This window comes from Streptomyces daqingensis, assembly GCF_014645895.1.
GTDB classification, from domain to species: Bacteria; Actinomycetota; Actinomycetes; order Streptomycetales; family Streptomycetaceae; genus Streptomyces; species Streptomyces daqingensis.
On record NZ_BMMP01000001.1, the window covers coordinates 69,614 to 87,244 of the forward strand.

Annotated in this window: 16 protein-coding genes; 9 read left to right on the top strand and 7 right to left on the bottom strand. The window is 70.7% G+C overall.

Annotation, left to right across the window (positions count from 1 at the left end; genetic code table 11):
* Genes IEY56_RS00320 through IEY56_RS00330 form a run of 3 tightly spaced genes read left to right on the top strand, consistent with a single transcriptional unit; the run spans position 1 to position 1,955 of the window.
* The gene (locus IEY56_RS00320) at positions 1-870 is read left to right on the top strand and encodes a Sco1979 family transcriptional regulator (RefSeq protein WP_189034991.1); all 870 of its coding nucleotides are present in this window, start codon (positions 1-3) and stop codon (positions 868-870) included.
* Positions 871-873: 3 nt separating this feature from the next.
* Positions 874-1,110, top strand: coding sequence for a DUF397 domain-containing protein (locus tag IEY56_RS00325; protein WP_189034992.1), 237 nt, complete (start codon positions 874-876; stop codon positions 1,108-1,110).
* A 29-nt stretch (positions 1,111-1,139) separates the two neighbouring features.
* Positions 1,140-1,955: an SAM-dependent methyltransferase gene (locus IEY56_RS00330; protein ID WP_373292006.1), complete on the top strand. Its 816-nt coding sequence runs from the start codon at positions 1,140-1,142 to the stop codon at positions 1,953-1,955.
* A gap of 105 nt (positions 1,956-2,060) precedes the next feature.
* Here the strand turns inward: IEY56_RS00330 and IEY56_RS00335 are convergent, their stop codons facing one another.
* Entirely contained in the window at positions 2,061-5,057 is a 2,997-nt protein-coding gene (locus IEY56_RS00335; protein WP_373292007.1) for a glycoside hydrolase family 2 TIM barrel-domain containing protein, read from the bottom strand.
* 345 nt (positions 5,058-5,402) lie between these two features.
* Between IEY56_RS00335 and IEY56_RS00340 the strand changes: the two genes are divergently transcribed.
* Complete coding sequence (locus IEY56_RS00340; RefSeq protein WP_189034995.1) at positions 5,403-6,200, top strand: SGNH/GDSL hydrolase family protein; 798 nt, start codon at positions 5,403-5,405, stop codon at positions 6,198-6,200.
* Between the two features lie 81 nt (positions 6,201-6,281).
* On the opposite strand, the gene IEY56_RS00345 is transcribed toward IEY56_RS00340, so the two are convergent.
* Entirely contained in the window at positions 6,282-7,655 is a 1,374-nt protein-coding gene (locus IEY56_RS00345) for an SWF or SNF family helicase (protein WP_189034996.1), read from the bottom strand.
* Entirely contained in the window at positions 7,652-10,648 is a 2,997-nt protein-coding gene (locus tag IEY56_RS00350) for an SCO1167/SCO6262 family helicase (protein WP_189034997.1), read from the bottom strand. The genes IEY56_RS00345 and IEY56_RS00350 overlap by 4 nt, the downstream gene beginning before the upstream one ends.
* A gap of 145 nt (positions 10,649-10,793) precedes the next feature.
* On the opposite strand from IEY56_RS00350, the gene IEY56_RS00355 reads away from it, so the two are divergent.
* Together IEY56_RS00355 and IEY56_RS00360 are read left to right on the top strand one after the other, a co-directional pair.
* A complete protein-coding gene (locus IEY56_RS00355) occupies positions 10,794-10,976 on the top strand; it encodes a tail-anchor membrane protein (RefSeq protein WP_045862368.1) in 183 nt (60 codons plus the stop codon).
* A gap of 206 nt (positions 10,977-11,182) precedes the next feature.
* On the top strand, positions 11,183-12,016 hold the full coding sequence (locus IEY56_RS00360) for a hypothetical protein (RefSeq protein WP_189034998.1): 834 nt from the start codon (positions 11,183-11,185) through the stop codon (positions 12,014-12,016).
* 18 nt (positions 12,017-12,034) lie between these two features.
* On the opposite strand, the gene IEY56_RS00365 is transcribed toward IEY56_RS00360, so the two are convergent.
* Positions 12,035-12,817 carry a hypothetical protein gene (locus IEY56_RS00365; RefSeq protein ID WP_189034999.1) on the bottom strand — a complete coding sequence of 261 codons (783 nt, stop codon included), beginning with the start codon at positions 12,815-12,817 and terminating at the stop codon, positions 12,035-12,037.
* Between the two features lie 88 nt (positions 12,818-12,905).
* On the opposite strand from IEY56_RS00365, the gene IEY56_RS00370 reads away from it, so the two are divergent.
* Positions 12,906-13,817 carry an oxygenase MpaB family protein gene (locus tag IEY56_RS00370; RefSeq protein ID WP_189035000.1) on the top strand — a complete coding sequence of 304 codons (912 nt, stop codon included), beginning with the start codon at positions 12,906-12,908 and terminating at the stop codon, positions 13,815-13,817.
* Positions 13,818-13,851: 34 nt separating this feature from the next.
* Here the strand turns inward: IEY56_RS00370 and IEY56_RS00375 are convergent, their stop codons facing one another.
* Together IEY56_RS00375 and IEY56_RS00380 are read right to left on the bottom strand one after the other, a co-directional pair.
* The gene (locus IEY56_RS00375) at positions 13,852-14,463 is read right to left on the bottom strand and encodes a class I SAM-dependent methyltransferase (RefSeq protein ID WP_189035001.1); all 612 of its coding nucleotides are present in this window, start codon (positions 14,461-14,463) and stop codon (positions 13,852-13,854) included.
* Between the two features lie 63 nt (positions 14,464-14,526).
* Complete coding sequence (locus IEY56_RS00380; protein WP_189035002.1) at positions 14,527-14,955, bottom strand: PPOX class F420-dependent oxidoreductase; 429 nt, start codon at positions 14,953-14,955, stop codon at positions 14,527-14,529.
* Between the two features lie 128 nt (positions 14,956-15,083).
* On the opposite strand from IEY56_RS00380, the gene IEY56_RS00385 reads away from it, so the two are divergent.
* A complete protein-coding gene (locus tag IEY56_RS00385) occupies positions 15,084-15,476 on the top strand; it encodes a roadblock/LC7 domain-containing protein (RefSeq protein ID WP_189035003.1) in 393 nt (130 codons plus the stop codon).
* A gap of 114 nt (positions 15,477-15,590) precedes the next feature.
* Entirely contained in the window at positions 15,591-16,709 is a 1,119-nt protein-coding gene (locus IEY56_RS00390) for a DUF6397 family protein (RefSeq protein WP_189035004.1), read from the top strand.
* Between the two features lie 29 nt (positions 16,710-16,738).
* On the opposite strand, the gene tesB is transcribed toward IEY56_RS00390, so the two are convergent.
* The gene (gene tesB, locus IEY56_RS00395) at positions 16,739-17,599 is read right to left on the bottom strand and encodes an acyl-CoA thioesterase II (protein WP_189035005.1); all 861 of its coding nucleotides are present in this window, start codon (positions 17,597-17,599) and stop codon (positions 16,739-16,741) included.
* Positions 17,600-17,631 lie beyond the last annotated feature (32 nt).

Genomic DNA, 17,631 nt, shown 5'->3' on the forward strand with positions numbered 1-17,631 from the left:
GTGGTGGACTCTCGTGCGGGCGGTGGAGCACCCACCGTTCTACGGGTTGTTCTGGGCAGGCGTCTGCAGCATCTGCGTGAGAGCAGCGGGCTGTCGTACGAAGCGGCCGGCCGCGCACTCGACGTCACCCACGCCACCGTCCGGCGGATGGAGAAGGCCGAAGTCGGCCTGAAAGTTCCGTACGTCGAGAAGCTGCTGCAGACCTACGGGGTCACCGACCAGTCCGAGATCGACACCTTCCTGGAACTGGCGCGGCAGGCGAACCAGCCCGGCTGGTGGCACCGCTACCGCGACGTGCTGCCGGAATGGTTCAGCGCTTTCGTCAGCCTGGAGAGCGAGTCCCACGTCATCCGGGCGTACGAACCCCACTACGTACCCGGGCTGTTGCAGACGGAGGGCTACGCACGCGCGGTGCTGCGGGCCGGGATGCCGCAGGCGCCGGAGGAGGAGATCCAGCGTCAGGTGGCGCTCCGTCTGGAACGTCAGGCCGTCCTGGAGCGCGACGAGCCCCCGATGCTGTGGGTGGTGATGGACGAAACGGTGCTGCGGCGTTCCCTCGGCGGTTCCGAGGTGATGCGCGAGCAGCTGGACCACCTCATCGAAGCCTCACGGAAGCCTCATGTCCGGCTGCAGGTCATGCCGTTCAGCGTCGGTCCCCATCCGGCGATGTACGGGCCTTTCCATCTCTTCCGCTTCCCCCTGGAGGAGCTGCCGGACGTGGCCTGCTCGGAGAGCCTGGTCGGCGCCGTCTACTTCGACCACCGTGACGACGTGACGACCTTCCTGGAGGCACTCGACCGGATGTGCGCCCAGGCCGCACCGGTGTCGCGGACGGAGGCGATCCTCAGTGCAATGCGCAAGGAGATCTGAACCATGGGTCGTATCTACAACGGCATGCCCGCCAAACAGCTAGGCACCGAGGGCTGGCACAAGCCCTGGAGCGGAGGCAACGGCGGCAGCTGTGTGGAGGCGCTGAAACTCGCTGACGGGCGGGTGGCGCTGCGTCAGTCCGCCGACCCGGACGGGCCCGCCCTCATCTACACCCCCCACGCGATCGAGAAGTTCATCCAGGGCGCGAAGGACGGCGACGCCGACTTCCTGCTCGCATGACCTGCCACGACAATGACAAGGAGAGTGACGTGTCGGACAGTGGCTTCAGCACCGACCAGATCGACACCACCATCCCGCACCCGGCTCGGATGTACGACTACTACCTGGGCGGGATGGACAACTACGAGGTCGATCGCGAAGCCGCTGAGCGCGCACTGGGCCACGCCCCGTTCCTCCGTCCGACCGCACAGGGCAACAGGGGATTCCACCACCGGGCCGTGCGCACCGTAGTGGAACGCGGGATCAGGCAGATCATCGACATCGGCACCGGTATCCCCACCTCGCCCAACACCCACGAAGTCGCACGCGACATCGCGCCGGACACACGCGTCGCGTACGTCGACAACGACCCGATCGTGGCGACCTACGCCGGTGCGAAGCTCACCAACTCCGGTAACGCGGGCTTCGTGCTGGCCGATCTGCGCGAGCCGGAAGCGATCATGGACCATGCGGCGTCGCGGCAGCTGATCGACTTCGACCAGCCGGTCGCACTGATGCTCGTGGCGGTGCTCCACTTCATCCGGGACGACGAAGGACCGCTGGAAATCGTCCGGACGCTGACCGACCGTCTCCCCAAGGGGAGCTGTCTGATCTTCTCCCACCTCACCGCCGACTTCGACGACGATGACGCCCTCCAGCGGGCGGCGGAGATCTACAAGGGCTCGACGGCACAGCTCATCACGCGGAGCCGTGAGGAACTGATGCCGTACTTCGAGGGGTTCGAGCTGCTGGAACCGGGTTTCGTACGCCCGCCCCTGTGGCGTCCCGACGGACCTGTCCCGGAGGGCGACTCACTCCTCGTGCACCACGGGTACGCGGGCGTGGGAGTCAAGGGCGGCGCGTAGCCCCCGTCCCCCGCGGTGGCCGGAAGCCGCCGCGGGGCAGGGGCGTACGGAGGTCGGCGCCACACGCCCTGGAGCGGGCGGCGGCGCGGGATGCCTCCCGCGCCCTCAGGCGTCCGGAATGCCGAAGACGAGGGTGAACTCGGCCGGTGCCGCCGTCAGCCGGTGCTGGGGCAGAACTCCGGGACCGCATGACTGCGAGCCGATTCCGTGCTGCGCGTGGTCGAGGTTCACCCAGACCGTCTCTCCCGCGACGAGGTCCGTGGTGTGCTCCGCCGCGTCCAGTTCCTCGCTCGTCCAGCGTCGCGCGGTGAGCCAGAAGGGGTCTGCCTCCGCCTCGACGCGCAGTCCCGGACCGTGGGGCAGCGGCGGGTCCGGCGTGCCCGACCCGCCCGATCGCCCTGAGGAGTCGCGCAATTCGGCCCACTGCACGTCGGGGCGGGCGCCGTTCTCCTGGGGACGTACGTACGGCGTCTGCATGCCGTCGACGGTGCTGTGCCACAGTCCCGTCATGGAGGCCGCACGCGTGTCCGGGTAGGCCTCTCCGGGCCCTCCGCCGTACCACGTGACGTCCCCCAGGGCGGCCGGAACGCCCAGGCGCAGGCCCAGCCGGGGCAGCGGGAAGTCCCAGGCCCCCTCTGGTTCGACGGTCACGGCGAGCCGCACCTTCCCGGCGCTGGAGCTCCAGCGGTAGGTGGTGCGCAGGCCGAGACCGGTGGCCGCGGGCGCCACCCGGGTCCGCACCAGCAGTCCTTCCGGGCCGGCTTCCACGCAGTCGGTGCGGTGCCGCATCCGGTGCAGTCCGTATTCGCGCCACGTGGTGGCGCTGCGGGCCTCCGGCTGCCAGGGTGCGCCCTCGTCGTTGTCCGTGGGCGCACGCCACACGTCGAGCCGCGGACCGGTCAGTGCAAGTGGCCCCAGCCGTGTGAGGACGCCGGCCGTGTCGAAGACGGCGGAACCGAGGGTGATCGTCTCGCCGGCGTGACGGGCCGGCTCGGTCCCTGTGCGCGCGGCCGAAGAGGCGATGGCGGCCGGCGGGGAGACGGCCGACTGGCCCCAGGCGACGGTGTGCCCCTGCCCCGCCCAAGAGGTGTCCTGCGCGAGGACGGCTCGCACTGTCCAGAGGATCTCGCCCCTGCCGGACGGTCCGCCGGCCGCGCTGACCGCGTCCACGGGAAGGGTCACCGTGGCCGATTCGCCCGGACCGAGGGGCGGCACGGCCAGCGGTCCGCCGCCCGCCCGCTCACCCCGCACCTGGCAGGACCACTCGAAGTCGAGGTGCCCGAGACCGGCGAAGTCATGCAGATTGCGCACTCGTACGATCACGTCACTCGCCGTGCCGGACGTTCCGCCGGGCTCGGCGCGGGCGACCTCGATGCGGACGGGTTCGATCACCTTGGCGAACTCCGTCAGCCCGGGGGAGGGGGTGCGGTCGGGGAACAGGAGCCCGTCGCACACGAAGTTGCCGTCGTGCACCTCCTCGCCGAAGTCCCCTCCGTAGGCGAAGTAGGCCCGGCCGTCGTCCGTGCGGCGCAGCAGCCCGTGGTCGATCCACTCCCAGACGAACCCTCCCTGGCAGCGCTCGTAGGTCTCGAACAGCCGCTGGTACTCGCTGAGTCCGCCGGGGCCGTTGCCCATCGCGTGCGCGTACTCGCACAGGACGAACGGGAGAGCGCGCCGGCGCGCGTCGGCAGCGGCGTCCTCGAGCGGGGGCTCCTTCCGCTGCCCGATCAGCTCGACCTCGTCGTGCGTCGCGTACATGCGCGAGTAGAGGTCGGAGTCCGGGCACTCGGGGTCGTTCTCGTAGTGCAGGGGACGGGAGGGGTCCCTTTCGCGGATCCAGCGGGACATCGCGCCCAGTCCCGCTCCGCTGCCGCATTCGTTGCCCAGCGACCAGACGACGACCGACGGATGGTTCTTGTCGCGTTCCACCATGCGCTCGGCACGGTCCAACAGCGCCGCGGTCCACCGTTCGTCGTCGACGGGGTTGCCCTCCCAGTCGAGTTCGCCGAAGCCGTGGGTCTCCAGATCGCACTCGTCGACCACCCAGAGGCCGTACTCGTCGCACAGGTCGAGAAACGCCGGGTGCGGAGGAGCGTGGCTGGTGCGGACGGCGTTGATGTTGTGCCGCTTCATCAGCTGCACGTCCAGGCGCATCGTGGCTTCGTCCACTGCGCGCCCGTGTTCGGGGTGGAACTCGTGCCGGTTGACGCCCCGGAAGAGGACGCGCTTGCCGTTCACCTTCAGCTGACCGTCCTCGATACGGACGGTGCGGAACCCGATCCGGAAGTGCACTGTTTCGCCTGGGGTGGCCAGCCGGGCGTCGTACAGGCGGGGCGTCTCCGCGGTCCACGGTTCGACGGGCAGGACGACGTTCTCGCCTGTGGCGGCGTCGATGCCCAGCTCGGGTACGGTCACCCGTCCACGGGGCCGGCAGTCCACGCGCAAGGTCCCCTCACCCGACGTGTGGTCGTACGAGGAGTGCACTGTGTAGTCGTCCACGGCCCCTTCGGGCCGGTGGTGCAGCGCGACGTCGCGGAAGACGCCCGGCAGCCACCACATGTCCTGGTCCTCCAGGTAGCTGCCCGCCGACCACTGGTGCACCCGTACGGCCAGCACGTTCCGGCCGGGCCGCAGTACGCCGGTGACGCGGAACTCGTGCGGGAGGCGCGAGCCCTGGAACGTGCCGAGCTCGCGTCCGTTGAGCCAGACGCGGGCACAGGACTCCACACCGTCGAACCGCAGGAGAGTCTCCCCGCCACCGGGCCAGTCGGCGGGGAGGTCGAACAGGCAGCGGTGGTCGCCTGTCGGGTTCTCGTCGGGTACGCGCGGCGGGTCGACGGGGAAGGGATAACGGACGTTGGTGTACGCCGGGGCGCCGTGCCCCTGAAGCACCCAGTGACCTGGGACCACGGTCTTGTCCCAGTCGGAGCTGTCGTAGCCGTCCTCGGTGAACTCGGTGCCGGACCCGACGGCGGTGGGGGAGAGGCGGAAGTCCCAGGTTTCGTTCAGCGGGAGTCTCTTCGCGTCGGAGGCCGCGTACCAGGCGCGCGGTGCGAGGGTGCCGGTTGAGGGGGAGATGTCCTCGTAGTACTCGGGGCTCACTGCTCTCCTCGGGCGACGGTGCGTGGGAAGTCCGCTCCTGTCGCGTTTCGCGCACAGTGCTTCCCGATTCATGCACCACGTTCGCCGATCGTGCTTCGTGCTTCGACTTGTGATTGTCAGGCTTCTACAGATCCCCGTCGGCCGGAAGACGTATGCGCTTACGGTGAGGGCGGAATCTGCTACGGCTTCGCTGGTCATGCGCCGTGAAGCGTCAACTCCCGTGGTTCTGGAGGGCGTTCGCCTCTGTGACAACTTTGGCATGAACACTTCCAGTCAGGGCTGGGACCTGATACTCCTGCATGACAAAAGCACCCTCCATGTCGACCCCCCACCATGAGAGGTTCCATGAAGCTCAACAGATGGACAGCCACGGCCACGGTCGTGGCGTGCGTCGGAGTCACCACCTTCGGTGCCGCCGCCGCGTCCGCGCAGGAAGCCGCAACCGGGTACGTCGCCCTCGGCGACTCCTACTCGTCCGGCCTCGGCGCCGGTGACTACGACTCCGACAGCGGCGACTGCAAGCGCAGTGCGAACGCATACGCGAATCAGTGGGCAGCGGCCAACTCCCCCTCGTCGTTCGACTTCACCGCCTGCTCCGGCGCCCGTACCGGAGACGTGCTGAACGACCAGCTGGGCCCGCTCAGCGACTCGACCGGTCTGGTGAGCATCAGCATCGGAGGCAACGACGCGAGCTTCGCCGACACCATGCAGGCGTGCGTCCTGCAGGGCGAGGGCGTGTGCCTCGAGAAGATCGAGGAGGCCAAGGGGTACATCAGCGGCACCCTCCCCGGCCAGCTCGACTCCGTCTACAACGCGATCACCGACCGGGCACCGTCCGCCAAGGTCGTGGTGCTGGGCTACCCCCGGATGTACAAGCTGAACGGCGAGTGCTCCGTGGGCCTCAGCGAGAAGTCGCGTGAGGCGATCAACTCCGCGTCCGACGTACTCAACGACACCATCGCCAAGCGCGCGGCCGACCACGGCTTCACCTTCGGCGACGTGCGTGACTCCTTCACCGGACACGAGATCTGCTCCGGCGACTCGTGGCTGCACAGTGTCACTGTGCCGGTCGGGGAGTCCTACCACCCGACGAAGACCGGCCAGACCAGCGGTTACCTCCCGGTGCTGGAGGCCAACGCGTAGAACTGGCGGGCCGCGACGCGTCGCACTGGCGCGTCGTTGAAAGGCCCGGACAGTGCTTCGCCCCGGCCGGGGCGAGAGGCTTCAGTCCCTCTCGCCCCGGCCGGGCTCTTTCTGCCGCAGGGCGACGGCCAGCGCCGCCGCCGGATCCGTCTGCGCACCGCCCGCCGGCCACCACACGCCGCGCTCCGCGACGTAGGGCCACCAGCTTCCGTCCGGCCCGATCCGCAACTGGGCGCTCCCGTCCGGGGTGTTCCAGCTGCTGCCGGCGATGTTCAGTCCCGGCGGGTCGACTTCCTCCGCCCAGGCGGTGGCGAGCTGGTCGCGGGCCCAGGCCATCGTCTCCGGAGCCGGAGTCCATGACTCCTCCCACACGGTGAGGCCGAGTTCCCCGCCGACTTCCCAGGCGCGTACGGCGGCGCCGAACGACGCGGGAGGGACGCCGCAATGCGCCGAGAGGCGTTCGGCGATGCGCCTTCTCGGAGCCGACGCGGCCAGCCGCACCGCGTCCTGGAACGGCGTGAGCGGTTCAGGCAGGTCACTGTGCGCGTGAGCGGGTGAGAGGGCGGCGCAGAGCAACTGGTGCGCTCGGGACGCGGTTTCCGCGATCAGGAACTCGAGGGCCGCCGCGTCCACTCCGCTTGCCGGCTGCGTACCCGCACCCGTCAGCGACGGCGCGCCACCGGGGGCACTCCCGGGCGGAGGCTCGGCGGGCAGCGGACGCAGGTCCGCGCCGCGCGCGAAAACCTCCTCCGCGAGGACGCCCCGCGGCTCCACGTTGTGCCGGGTGCCGCCGAGGTCACCGGCCGGATCCTGTTCGCCCGCCGGCTCTGCCGCCGCGGACGCCGTCCCCGCAGAAGTGTGCGCCCCGAGCTCCTCCAGCAACTCCCGCTCGGTGCGGCCGCGCAACAACAGCAGCACGAAGGGATCCTCGTCCAACAGGCGCGCCAACTGGTAGGACAGCGCTGCCGTGTGCGGACAGTGGTCCCACGCCTCGCATCCGCACGAGGGGTCCAGATCGCCGATCCCCGGCAGCAGTTCGACGCCGACACTCAGGGCGTCCTCCACGAGGCGCGGCGGCATCTCGCCGTCCAGCAGCGCCGCCAGATGGCCGGACTCGCGTGCTGCCACCTCCAGCACGCGCTCCCAGTCGGCATCCGGAAGCTCCTGCAGCAGTACGTCGGAACGGTGAGCGGTTCCGTCGCGGTCGCGCACCACCGCTGTGATGCGTCCGGGCCGTACGGTGACGGCGCCGACTGCCCCCTGGCGCGCGAACCTGCGTCCCTTGCGGAGCTGTTCGCCGTCGAGCGCGGTGTCCTCAAGAGCCTGCAGCCAGCGCGTCCCCCACCACGTCCGCGCGAAGGCACGCCCCCGGGCGGGCGGGAGGGCGGCGAAAGTACGCTCGCGCTCACCGGCTCCGTCGCTCTGCCCGTGCGGTTCCCCGTGGGGCTGAGTCATGCTCCGCTCCTTCGCAGCGCGACCAGGTCGGACAGTTCGCTGTCCGAGAGTTCGGTGAGTGCCGCCTCACCGGAGCCGAGGACCGCGTCGGCGAGCTTCCTCTTGCGCCGCAGCATCTCGTCGATGCGGTCCTCCACGGTTCCCTCGGCGATCAGACGGTGCACCTGCACGGGACGGTCCTGTCCGATGCGGTACGCGCGGTCAGTGGCCTGGTCCTCCACGGCGGGGTTCCACCAGCGGTCGTAGTGCACGACGTGGGCCGCGCGCGTCAGATTCAGGCCGGTGCCCGCCGCCTTGAGCGACAGCAGGAAGACGGGGACGGCCCCGTCCTGGAAGTCGCGCACCATGTCCTCCCGCCGCTTCACCGGCGTCCCGCCGTGCAGGAGCCGGGTGGGCACGCCCCGCGACGTGAGATGGCGCTCGAGCAGTCGTGCCATCCGGACGTACTGGGTGAAGACGAGGACGCCGCCGGGATCCTCCTCGGCGAGGATCGCGCCCAGAAGTTCGTCGAGGAGCTCCAGCTTCCCCGACCGGCCCGCCAGCTCCGGGGCGTCCTCCTTGAGGTACTGGGCGGGGTGGTTGCAGATCTGCTTGAGCGACGTCAGCAGTTTCACGACGAGTCCGCGCCGTGCGAAGTCGCCGTCGCTGCCGGAGATCTCCTCCAGCCCCTCGCGTACGACCGCCTCGTACAACCCGGCCTGCTCGGAGGTGAGCGCTACGGTGCGGTCGGTCTCCGTCTTGGGCGGCAGCTCGGGTGCGATCCCGGGATCGCTCTTGTGGCGGCGGAGGAGGAACGGGCGCACCAGCCGGGCGAGCCGTTCAGCGCTCGCGGGGTCGCCGCCCTCCGCGGCGTCGGCGTAGCGCCTGCGGAAGGTCCCGAGCCGCCCCAGCAGTCCGGGCGTCGTCCAGTCCAGCACCGACCACAGCTCGGAGAGGTTGTTCTCCACGGGAGTCCCGGTCAGCGCGACGCGGGAGCGGCCCGGGATGGTGCGCAGGGCGCGGGCCGTGGCGGAGAAGGGGTTCTTCACGTGCTGCGCCTCGTCGGCGACGACCAAGCCCCAGCCTGGCGCGGGGAGTCCGGTCAGCGGACCCGCGTCGAGACGCATGGTCCCGTACGTCGTCAGGACGACTTCCCCGTCGTCCAGGCCGCCCAGGTGCCGGTCCGTCCCGTGATATCTGCGCACCGGTGTGCCCGGAGCGAAGCGTTCGATCTCGCGCTCCCAGTTGCCCAGCAGGGAGGCGGGGCAGACCACCAGCGTCGGACCGGACGTACCGGGCTGCTCCTGCCGGCGCAGATGGAGTGCGATGAGTGTGACGGTCTTGCCGAGCCCCATGTCGTCCGCGAGGCATCCGCCCAGCCCCATCGACGTCATCCGCTCCAGCCAGTCGAGCCCCCGCAGCTGGTAGTCGCGCAGCGTCGCTGCCAGCGCCTCCGGCTGCGAGGCCGGGCCGGAGTCCGGCTCCGGGGGGTCGGAGAGGTACCTGCGAAGCGATTCCAGCCAGCCCGACGCGCGTACCTCTACGGGCTCTCCGTTCTCTTCCGACGAGCCCGACAGGACCGCGCCTAGCGCGTCGGCTGTCGTGAGTTTGCGGCTCTTGCGATCCCGTGCGCGTTGCACTGCGGCGGGGTCCACCAGCACCCACTGCCCGCGGAGCCGCACCAAAGGGCGTCCCGCCTCTGCCAGTGCGTCCAGTTCGGGTCCGGTCAGCTCCGTGTCGCCGACGGCGAGGCGCCAGTCGAAGTGGAACAGCGCGTCGGTCGGCAGTTCGCGGGGCGGAGAACCCGCCGGCCCCTGCCCGGCCGGGTCTCGCGGTGCGGCTGGGCTGACGACGGCTCGCGAGGTGAGACGCCGCTGGAGCTGCCGGGGCCAGTGCACGCGCAGCCCCGCGGTCTCCAGAGCCGCGGAGACGGACGGGGTGAGAAGTTCGGCGATCTCTTCCTCCACCAGCGGCACGCGGTCCGGTACGGGTGAAGACAGCAGAGGGGTGAGCGGGTCCCAGGCGGCTGCCGCCCGGCGCAGCGTGAGCAGCGTGTCCCTCTGCACCCGCGGACCGAACGCCGCCGGGTTCGGGAAGGTGCCCGCCCAGATCTCTGCCGCGTCGCAGAGGACGGCGGGGTCGGTGACGCTGTGCACCTGCAGCACCGCCGAGAAGTGCGTCTGCTCGGTGAGACGGTCACCGGGGACGTCTGCGCCGTCGTCCCTCTCAGCGGTGTCATGTCTGCCCGTGGCACTGTCCGCGGCGTCGTCCGGCAGGCCGTCGACCTCGATACGCAACGACAGCCGTATGCCCGCGTCGTGGCCCGCCGCGACGTCGGCGGCCCAGTCGCGCAGCTGGGGGATGTGCTGTACCGGCACAGCGGCGAACGCGGCCCCACCGGCCGCGACCTCGGCCGCCGGGGTACGGGGCAGGGTGTCCGCGACGGCATCGAGGAAGGCGCGGAGCTCGCTCTCCGGCTCCGGCAGCCGCGGGCGGTCCGACGTCCCGGGCAGCGGAACGGCGTGCGCGTGCGGCGGCATGGCCGCGGCGAGGCCCCTCAGCTGCTCCGCGTCCGCCGCGTCGAGGGGCCCGAACCGCCAGGCGTCGTTGCTGGCTCCGCTCAGCCCCGGCAGCAGCCGGCCGCGTGCTGCCAGTCGTAGAGCGAGGAGGCAGGCCGCGCCCCAGAAGACCGCACCGGAGGGCCCCCGGGCGCCTGCTTCTTCCGCGGCCGCCCGTATCCGGGTGAGCACGGGCAGAGCCGCTCCCACGGGCAGTGCCAGTGCGGGCACCGCGCGCACAGTGATCACGCTGTCCGCCACCCCTTCTGGGGCGGGTAGCGCGACAGCCAGCTCTTGCAGACCGTCCCGCCCGGGAAGGGGCGGCGCACCGTCGGGGCGCCAGAAGGCGATACGTGTCAGGCGGGGCGGATCGGCGTGCAGGAGCACGGCGGAGGTCTGGGCGAGACGGGCGATCTCGGAGGGCGTCGTCACGGTCTGAGTCACAGAGCCACGCATTCTTCAAACTTGACTAGCTGCGGCGAGTGGCCGACCGTACATCAGCTCCGGGCGGAACAGGAAACGACGAGGGAACCCCGGAGCCCGGAGTGGCGTTTTACTGGACAGTGGAGGCGGGCGCACGCCGCCACGGAGGAGGCTGGAGATGACCAACAGAGGAAAGATCGCCGTCGGCGGTGTGGCCGTGGGGCTGCTCCTGTGGTGGCTGACGTCGTTCTGGATCGCCCTGGCGGTGATCGTCGGCGTTCCGGTCGTCGCCTATCTGACGCTCGACCCCTCGCAGCGCCGGCGCCTGCGCCGAGTGAGCCGCAGAGAACTGCGCCGCTGACAGCGGGACCGCCCGCTCAGGCGGTAGCCGGTCACATCGAGGTCAGCGGGAGTGTCCCGGTCGTCGCGGCGCCGGTCCGGTGCCGCCCGGCACCGGACCGGCGCCGCCGCAGGGCTGTCCGGGCTTGACGCGCGCGACGGGGCGCGCCTCGCGGCCAGCCCCGGTCAGTGGGCGCAACTCCCCTCGGACTACGTAGAGTTGCGCTCATGAGGTGGATCGCAATGGAGGCCGGTGACGCCGCGACCTGGGGCAGTACCGTCGTCGCGTTCGGCACGGCCTGCTTCGCGGTCGCCCAGGGCATCGCGCAGAGACGCGACCTGCGCCGCCAGAACGAACTGCAGGCCGAGGCCTCCCAGTTACAGCGTCGTCAGATCGAGACCGCTGAGCGCCGCGCGCTGGTCATGGAGCAGCTGCTGGCCCAGGTGACCGCCCCTTCACCGTATGTTCCGCCAGTGCCGTATCCGCCCCGGCAACGCCCGGAGGGCGCTCCCGCTGACCTGACCCCTTACGGCCAGCGCCCCGAAGTCCCAGCCCAGTGGGCCGGGGTAGGGGAGCCGGATGCCATGGCGGACGAGGACGCGCGTACCTTCGCCGCAGAACCGGTCGGCCGGACCCCGGACGGAGCGGCCGATCCGCCCATGGCCGACGCCGTGGAGCCGACGGCTGGCACCTTTGAGCCGGTCGCCGAACCGGTGAACGGCCACCCGCAGTCGATTCCCCAGCCCCCGAAACAGCAGTGGCCCGCGCCCCAGCAGTGGCCCCCGTCGCAGCAGGGCATCGGTCCATGGCACCTGGAGCGCTTCGGAAAGCACGGTTACGCCCTGCGCAACACCGGTCCCGTCACCCTCACCGGTGTCCGGGTGGACCCGGCGAATCTGCCTTCTTCGGCTCGCGGCGTTCCCGAGTACGCCGTCGTGCGGGCAGGCGAGGCCGCTGAGTTCCTGATGGCGCCGATGCGCGGAGAGCCTCTGCCCGCGCAGGTTCTGGTGACCTGGGAGGACCAGCCGCACGCTCTGTCCGTTCCCGTCCCGCCCGGGTGAGGCCGCCGGGCAGCCGCGTCAGGCCGCCGGGCGCAGGGCGACTTCGTCGAGCGCTTCAAGCAGTTGCGGGAGTTCGCTGCCACGCCCGACCGGCAGCACCTCGCCCGGCTCCTCGTCCAGCAGCAGGAACGCGATGTCGTCGGTACGCGCCACCATGCTCCAGCCAGGACCGTCGGCACGCAGCGTGCGCGCGTCGCCGGACGCGAACGCGGAGCGTATCCGGCCGGGTGGCGGCGGGTCGTGGAGGTAGGCCCGCACCTCGTCGAGGACGCGCTTCACCGATTCGTTGGGCTGCTCTCCGGCTTCGACGAACTCCACCTCGTCGTCGACCTGTTCACGCCAGGCCGCCCACTGCAGCGCGATCTCGTCGGCACCGAGCCGTCGTTGAGCGGGACCCCACTGCTCCGTGTCCGGCGGTACGAGCACGTCGTGGCCGCCTTCCTGCTGGGAGTCGGGCTCGGGATCGTGCGGCGCGGGCACGCCCGGTGCCGCGACCGCCAGAGCCAGCGGCCAGCCGGGAAGCACAGCCGCGACCGAACTCTCGGAGGGGGAGAGGTCGTACTCCATGCCGCAGTCCCAGGCCGCGACCGCGCAGGCGACGAGCGTCACGTCGTCCGTGGCGACCGTCCACCGGGCGCCCTCGCCGTCCTGCCCCAGCACGAGTCCGTAGCCCTCCGCGTACGGCTCCAGGCGGAGTCGTGCGCAGGCTTCGGGGTAGTCATCGCCGAGAACGCTGGGGAACTGGGCGGGAGTCAGCAGTACGGCCGTCAGCACGTACAGCGCGTCGTCGTCAGCGGCCACCTGGTCTCCCCTTCCGTCAGATGCCGGGAACCTTAACCCTAGAGTCAGTTCGCCGACAGGGCAGGGCCGCAGATGAGAGGGACGCAGCGTGCAGAGATACGACCGCCTCAAGCACATCCTGCAACTCGACCCCGAGACCGACTTCCTGGAGATCTACCGGCTCAGTGCCACCTACGAGTTCCCCTGGGACTACGCACGCTCCCTCGAACTCGCCCTCTACCGCACCTACGCGGTGCCCAGCATCGGACGTCTGCTCGCCCGTACGGCTGAACTCACCCAGCGGGCGCAGAAGCGCTACGACGACACCTCCCTGCTTCTCGACGCCGTCGTCGAACACGGCTTCTCCTCAGACGAGGGACGAACCGCGATCCGCCGGATCAACCAGATGCACCGCAGCTACGACATCACGAACGACGACATGCGGTACGTGCTGTGCACCTTCGTCGTGATGCCCAAGCGCTGGCTCGACGCCTACGGCTGGCGGCGCCTGTCCTCGCACGAGCAGCACGCGGCCGCCGTCTACTACCGCACTCTCGGCAGGCACATGGGCATCAGCGGCATCCCGTCCTGCTACGCGGAGTTCGAGAAGTGCCTCGACGAGTACGAAGAGGCCCACTTCGCCTGGGACCCGCAGGCCCGCACGGTCTCGGACTCGACGCTGGACCTCATGGCCTCCTGGTACCCCTCGCCCCTCGCACCCGCAGTGCGTGGTGCCGGCAAGGCACTGCTGGACGACTCGCTGCTGCGGACGTTCCGCTACTCCCCGCCGCACCCTGCTGTGCGGCGGGCCGTGCAGGGCGCGTTGCGGCTGCGGGGACGAGCGGTCCGGCTGCTGCCTCCGCGCCGTTCGCCGCACTACGCCCGGCAGAACCCGGAGATCAAGGGCTATCCGGGCTACCCGGCCGGCTACCGCATCGAGGACCTCGGGACGTTTCCGGGAACGGGCGGGCGGACGTCCCCTGGAACTCCGGGATGTCCCGTACCGCACGGCACGGAGTAGCCCGCAGACGGGTGGGCGGCGGCGGCCCTGGCGCTCAGGGCCTCCTGGTCGCCAGAGCCAGATAGCGGTCGTCCTCGTCCGCGTAGGACGTCAGTTCCCATCCCGCAGCGGCCAGCAGCGAACGGAGGTTGGGCAGGGCGCGCACGTCGTCCGCTGTCAGGGTGCGCCCCTTGTGCGCCGCGAGCGCAGCGCGGCCCACCGGGTGGAAGAGCGCGAGCCTGCCGTGCGGGCGCACCACGCGGGCCAGTTCGGACAGTCCCGGCCCCGCGGCGGGAAGATGGGAGATGAGGCCGGCGGCGAAGACGGCGTCGAGGCAGCCGTCGGACAGCGGCAGCCGCCCCACGTCGGCGACGAGCAGCTGCCCCAGGTTCCGCCGGCCGGCTTCGACCGCCGCAGCGAGCATCTCCGGCGTGAGGTCCGCCGCGAGTACCGTGCCGGTCCGCCCGACGGCGGCGCGCAGCGCAGGCAGTGCTCTCCCCGTTCCGCAGCCCGCGTCGAGCACGGTGTCGCCCTCGTGCAGGCCCAGTTCGTCCACCGCCATGGCGTATGCGGGCCCGTCGTCCGGGAAGCGTGCGTCCCATCCGGCGGCGCGGACGGCGAAGAACTCACGTACGCGGGCTGACTCGTCACTCGGCTGGTGCGGCATGCAGGCCATCATGTCGCACTGCCCGGAGCGCGGTCCGACGGTCGCACCGGGCAGCGCGCTTGGTCAGTCGGCGATGCCGGACAGCGCCACGACCTTCTCGATCCGCAGCCGCACGAGCAGTTCGCCGGGGACGGCGTTGCGAGCCCCGAACCGCTCCGCGGCGTCCTCGCCCATGTAGCGGCCGCCGATGCGCGTCGCCCAGTGCTTCATCGTCTCCAGATCGTCGCTCAGCTCCGCCCGGCCCTGGACGACGACGAACGCGTACGGCGGCCGCTCGTCGTCGACGCACAGGGCGGCACGCCCGTCCCGTGCCAGGTTGCGGCCCTTGACGGTCTCCTCGCCGGTGGTGAAGACGACGTCGTCGCCGTCGAGCACGAACCAGACAGGGGCAGTATGCGGGCTGCCGTCCGCGCGCACCGTCGAGAGTTTGGCGGTGCGGGTGCCCTCGGAGAGGAAACTGCGCCAGCCGTCTTCCGTCATCTTCTCAGCCATGCGTACATACTGCGCCCGTCGTACGTGGACCGCGGACGTGAATGCCGCATGTGAGCGTGTGGTTGCTCACCGCTTCGTGGTGGGTAGGGGTGGCACGGCAGCTGATGTGAAGAAGGGGGAACGCCGCAATGGCGCTGAATACAGGGCTCGACTGGCTGCTCGACGACCTCACCGAGCGGATACCGGCCGTGAAGCACGCAATGGTGCTCTCGACCGACGGTCTGGTCACCGCGAACAGTCAGAGCCTGGAGAAGACGGACGCCGAGCATCTCGCGGCCGTCGCGTCCGGCCTGCAGTCCCTTGCGAAGGGGTCGGGAGCACACTTCGGGGCGGGGCCCGTACGCCAGACGATGATCGAGTTCGAGGAGGGGCTGCTCTTCGTGACGGCAGCGGGCGAGGGCAGCTGCCTGTGCGTCCTCACGGGGGAGGAAGTGGACGTCGGCGCCGTCGCGTACGAGATGACCCTGCTGGTCAACCGCGTCGGCGAGCACCTCGGTCTGCCCGCGCGGAACGGGACGTAACGGCCCGGCCGGGGAGTTATCCACAGGGGAGGCGCGAAGTCCCGCAGACGTCTAATGTCGTCACTGTCAGTAGTCGCCGCAAGGGCGGCGGCTCGGATGACGACGGGGAGAGTCATGCAGGACGATGTCGCGATGAGCACGGCCGCGCGGGAGTTGGGACTGCGGCCCAAGATGCTGGAGCTGGCCGTCCAGATCGGGGAGATCCGCAGCGAAGGCGGCGCCAAGGACCAGCGCCGTGTTCCGCGAGAGGAGATTGCCCGGTTGGAGGAGTCGGCCGGGTTCCCGCAGAGCTTCGAGGAGCGGCTGCGTGTGGTGGACGCCGGTGAGGGCGCCGAGCTGCTGGGTATCTGCACCGCTCGATTCGCGCGGCTGGCGAGGGGCGGCTGCTTCAGCCCCGTGCGCTTCTACGTCAACCGCTACAGGGCCGTGGTCTGGCTGTACCTGGCCAGGGAGCTGGAGGCGTTCGCGGGGCGGCGCCCCGAGCTGCTCACCGGTGCGGTTCCGAGGGGGCTGCGGATGCTGCTGGGTGAGGGAGTGGATTACCGTCCCCGGCACTGGCGCGGGCGCAGGGTCGGCCAGCTCTGCCGTCAGGCGTCGGGGCGGCCGTGGGAAGTGGCAGCGGCACGGTCGGCGGTGCTGACGCCCGAAGTGCTGCGCGTAGCCGTACCGGACGCAGGGGAGCGTGCCCTGCTGCAGTCTCTCCGGCCTGAGTTGATGGTGGTGCGCGGCGAGTCGACGGCTACGAGGGAGGTAGCCGAAGCGCTCTGCGTGGCGGAGGCGGAGGACGAGGTCCTCTGGCACCGGCTGATGCTGGAGGCGGAGCTGCAGGACGCCCGCGCCGCACAGCACCGGGACGGCGAGGCCGGAGCCGAGCCGGAGGCCGGCGGTCCTTCCGCGCGGTGCCCGGCTCCACGCGGGGCGGGAGAGGCAGACGCCGGGGGAGGAGCCGAACCCGGCCCTCCGCTCACCCTGCCCGGCTCCGGGCCAGCTACAAGGAGGCGGCCGGACGTGGTCCCCGGGACGTACACCAGCAGCTCGGGAGGTGGCTTGCCCGGCCATGACCGGCCGGAGGCCGCCGGATGCAAGGCGCGGGCAGCCGGGCAGGATTCCGCCAGGACGGCAGGACCGTCCGTGGTGAGGCGCAGAGCGCAACTGCTCCACAGGATGCGTGGGCCACGCCGGGGAGCCGCCTGGTGGCGTCGCGAGGGAGAGCTGAGACGTCCGGCCTTCTGAAGGGCGGTTCCCGTGAGGGCTCGTTCGCCCTACAGCGGGCGGAACAGCCCTTCCTGCATCACCGACACGATCAACTTGCCGTCGCGGTCGAAGATCTGGCCTCTGGCCAGGCCGCGGCCGCTGGTCGCGATGGGTGACTCCTGCTGGTACAGAAACCACTCGTCGGCGCGGAACGGCCTGTGGAACCACATCGCGTGGTCGAGGGAGGCCATGTCGAACCCGCGCGGCCCCCACAGCGGTTCGACGGGGATACGCACCGCGTCCAGGAGGGTCATGTCGCTGGCGTAGGTCAACGCGCAGGTGTGGACGAGGGGATCGTCGCCGAGTGAGCCGATCGCCCGCATCCACACTCCGCTGCGCGGTTCGGCGTTCCTCAGGTCCTCCGTGTCCCAGCGCAGCCGCTCGACGTAGCGGATGTCGAACGCGACCCGGCGCTCCATGCGCTCCAGCGACTCGGGGAGTTCGCCCAGGTGGTCCCGGAGCTCGCCGGCGAGTTTCGGAAGGGTCTCGGGATCCGGGACCTCGGGCATGGAGACCTGATGCTCGATGCCCGGTTCGGGCTGATGGAAGGAGGCGGTGAGATTGAAGATGGTCCGGCCCTGCTGGACGGCGACGACGCGGCGGGTCGTGAAGGACCGCCCGTCCCGCACCCGCTCGACCTGGTACACGATGGGCACGCCCGGTGTCCCCGGGCGCAGGAAGTACGCGTGCAGCGAATGCACCGGCCGCTGCAAGTCGGTGGTGCGGCCCGCGGCGACGAGCGCCTGCCCGGCGACCTGGCCGCCGAAGACGCGCTGGAGGTTCTCCTGGGGGCTGCGCCCCCTGAAGATGTTGATCTCGATCTGTTCCAGGTCGAGGAGCCCGGCGAGCTGTTCGGCGGGGCTGGTCATCGTGCTTGCTCCCTGGTCGCGGCGTACGGAGT

Coding starts and splice junctions, on each gene's coding strand:
- IEY56_RS00350 (WP_189034997.1), bottom strand. CDS start 10,648: ATGCGTGGCTCTGTGACTCAGACCGTGACGACGCCCTCCGAGATCGCC.
- IEY56_RS00355 (WP_045862368.1), top strand. CDS start 10,794: ATGACCAACAGAGGAAAGATCGCCGTCGGCGGTGTGGCCGTGGGGCTG.
- IEY56_RS00375 (WP_189035001.1), bottom strand. CDS start 14,463: ATGCCGCACCAGCCGAGTGACGAGTCAGCCCGCGTACGTGAGTTCTTC.
- IEY56_RS00360 (WP_189034998.1), top strand. CDS start 11,183: ATGAGGTGGATCGCAATGGAGGCCGGTGACGCCGCGACCTGGGGCAGT.
- IEY56_RS00325 (WP_189034992.1), top strand. CDS start 874: ATGGGTCGTATCTACAACGGCATGCCCGCCAAACAGCTAGGCACCGAG.
- IEY56_RS00345 (WP_189034996.1), bottom strand. CDS start 7,655: ATGACTCAGCCCCACGGGGAACCGCACGGGCAGAGCGACGGAGCCGGT.
- IEY56_RS00380 (WP_189035002.1), bottom strand. CDS start 14,955: ATGGCTGAGAAGATGACGGAAGACGGCTGGCGCAGTTTCCTCTCCGAG.
- tesB (WP_189035005.1), bottom strand. CDS start 17,599: ATGACCAGCCCCGCCGAACAGCTCGCCGGGCTCCTCGACCTGGAACAG.
- IEY56_RS00390 (WP_189035004.1), top strand. CDS start 15,591: ATGCAGGACGATGTCGCGATGAGCACGGCCGCGCGGGAGTTGGGACTG.
- IEY56_RS00340 (WP_189034995.1), top strand. CDS start 5,403: ATGAAGCTCAACAGATGGACAGCCACGGCCACGGTCGTGGCGTGCGTC.
- IEY56_RS00385 (WP_189035003.1), top strand. CDS start 15,084: ATGGCGCTGAATACAGGGCTCGACTGGCTGCTCGACGACCTCACCGAG.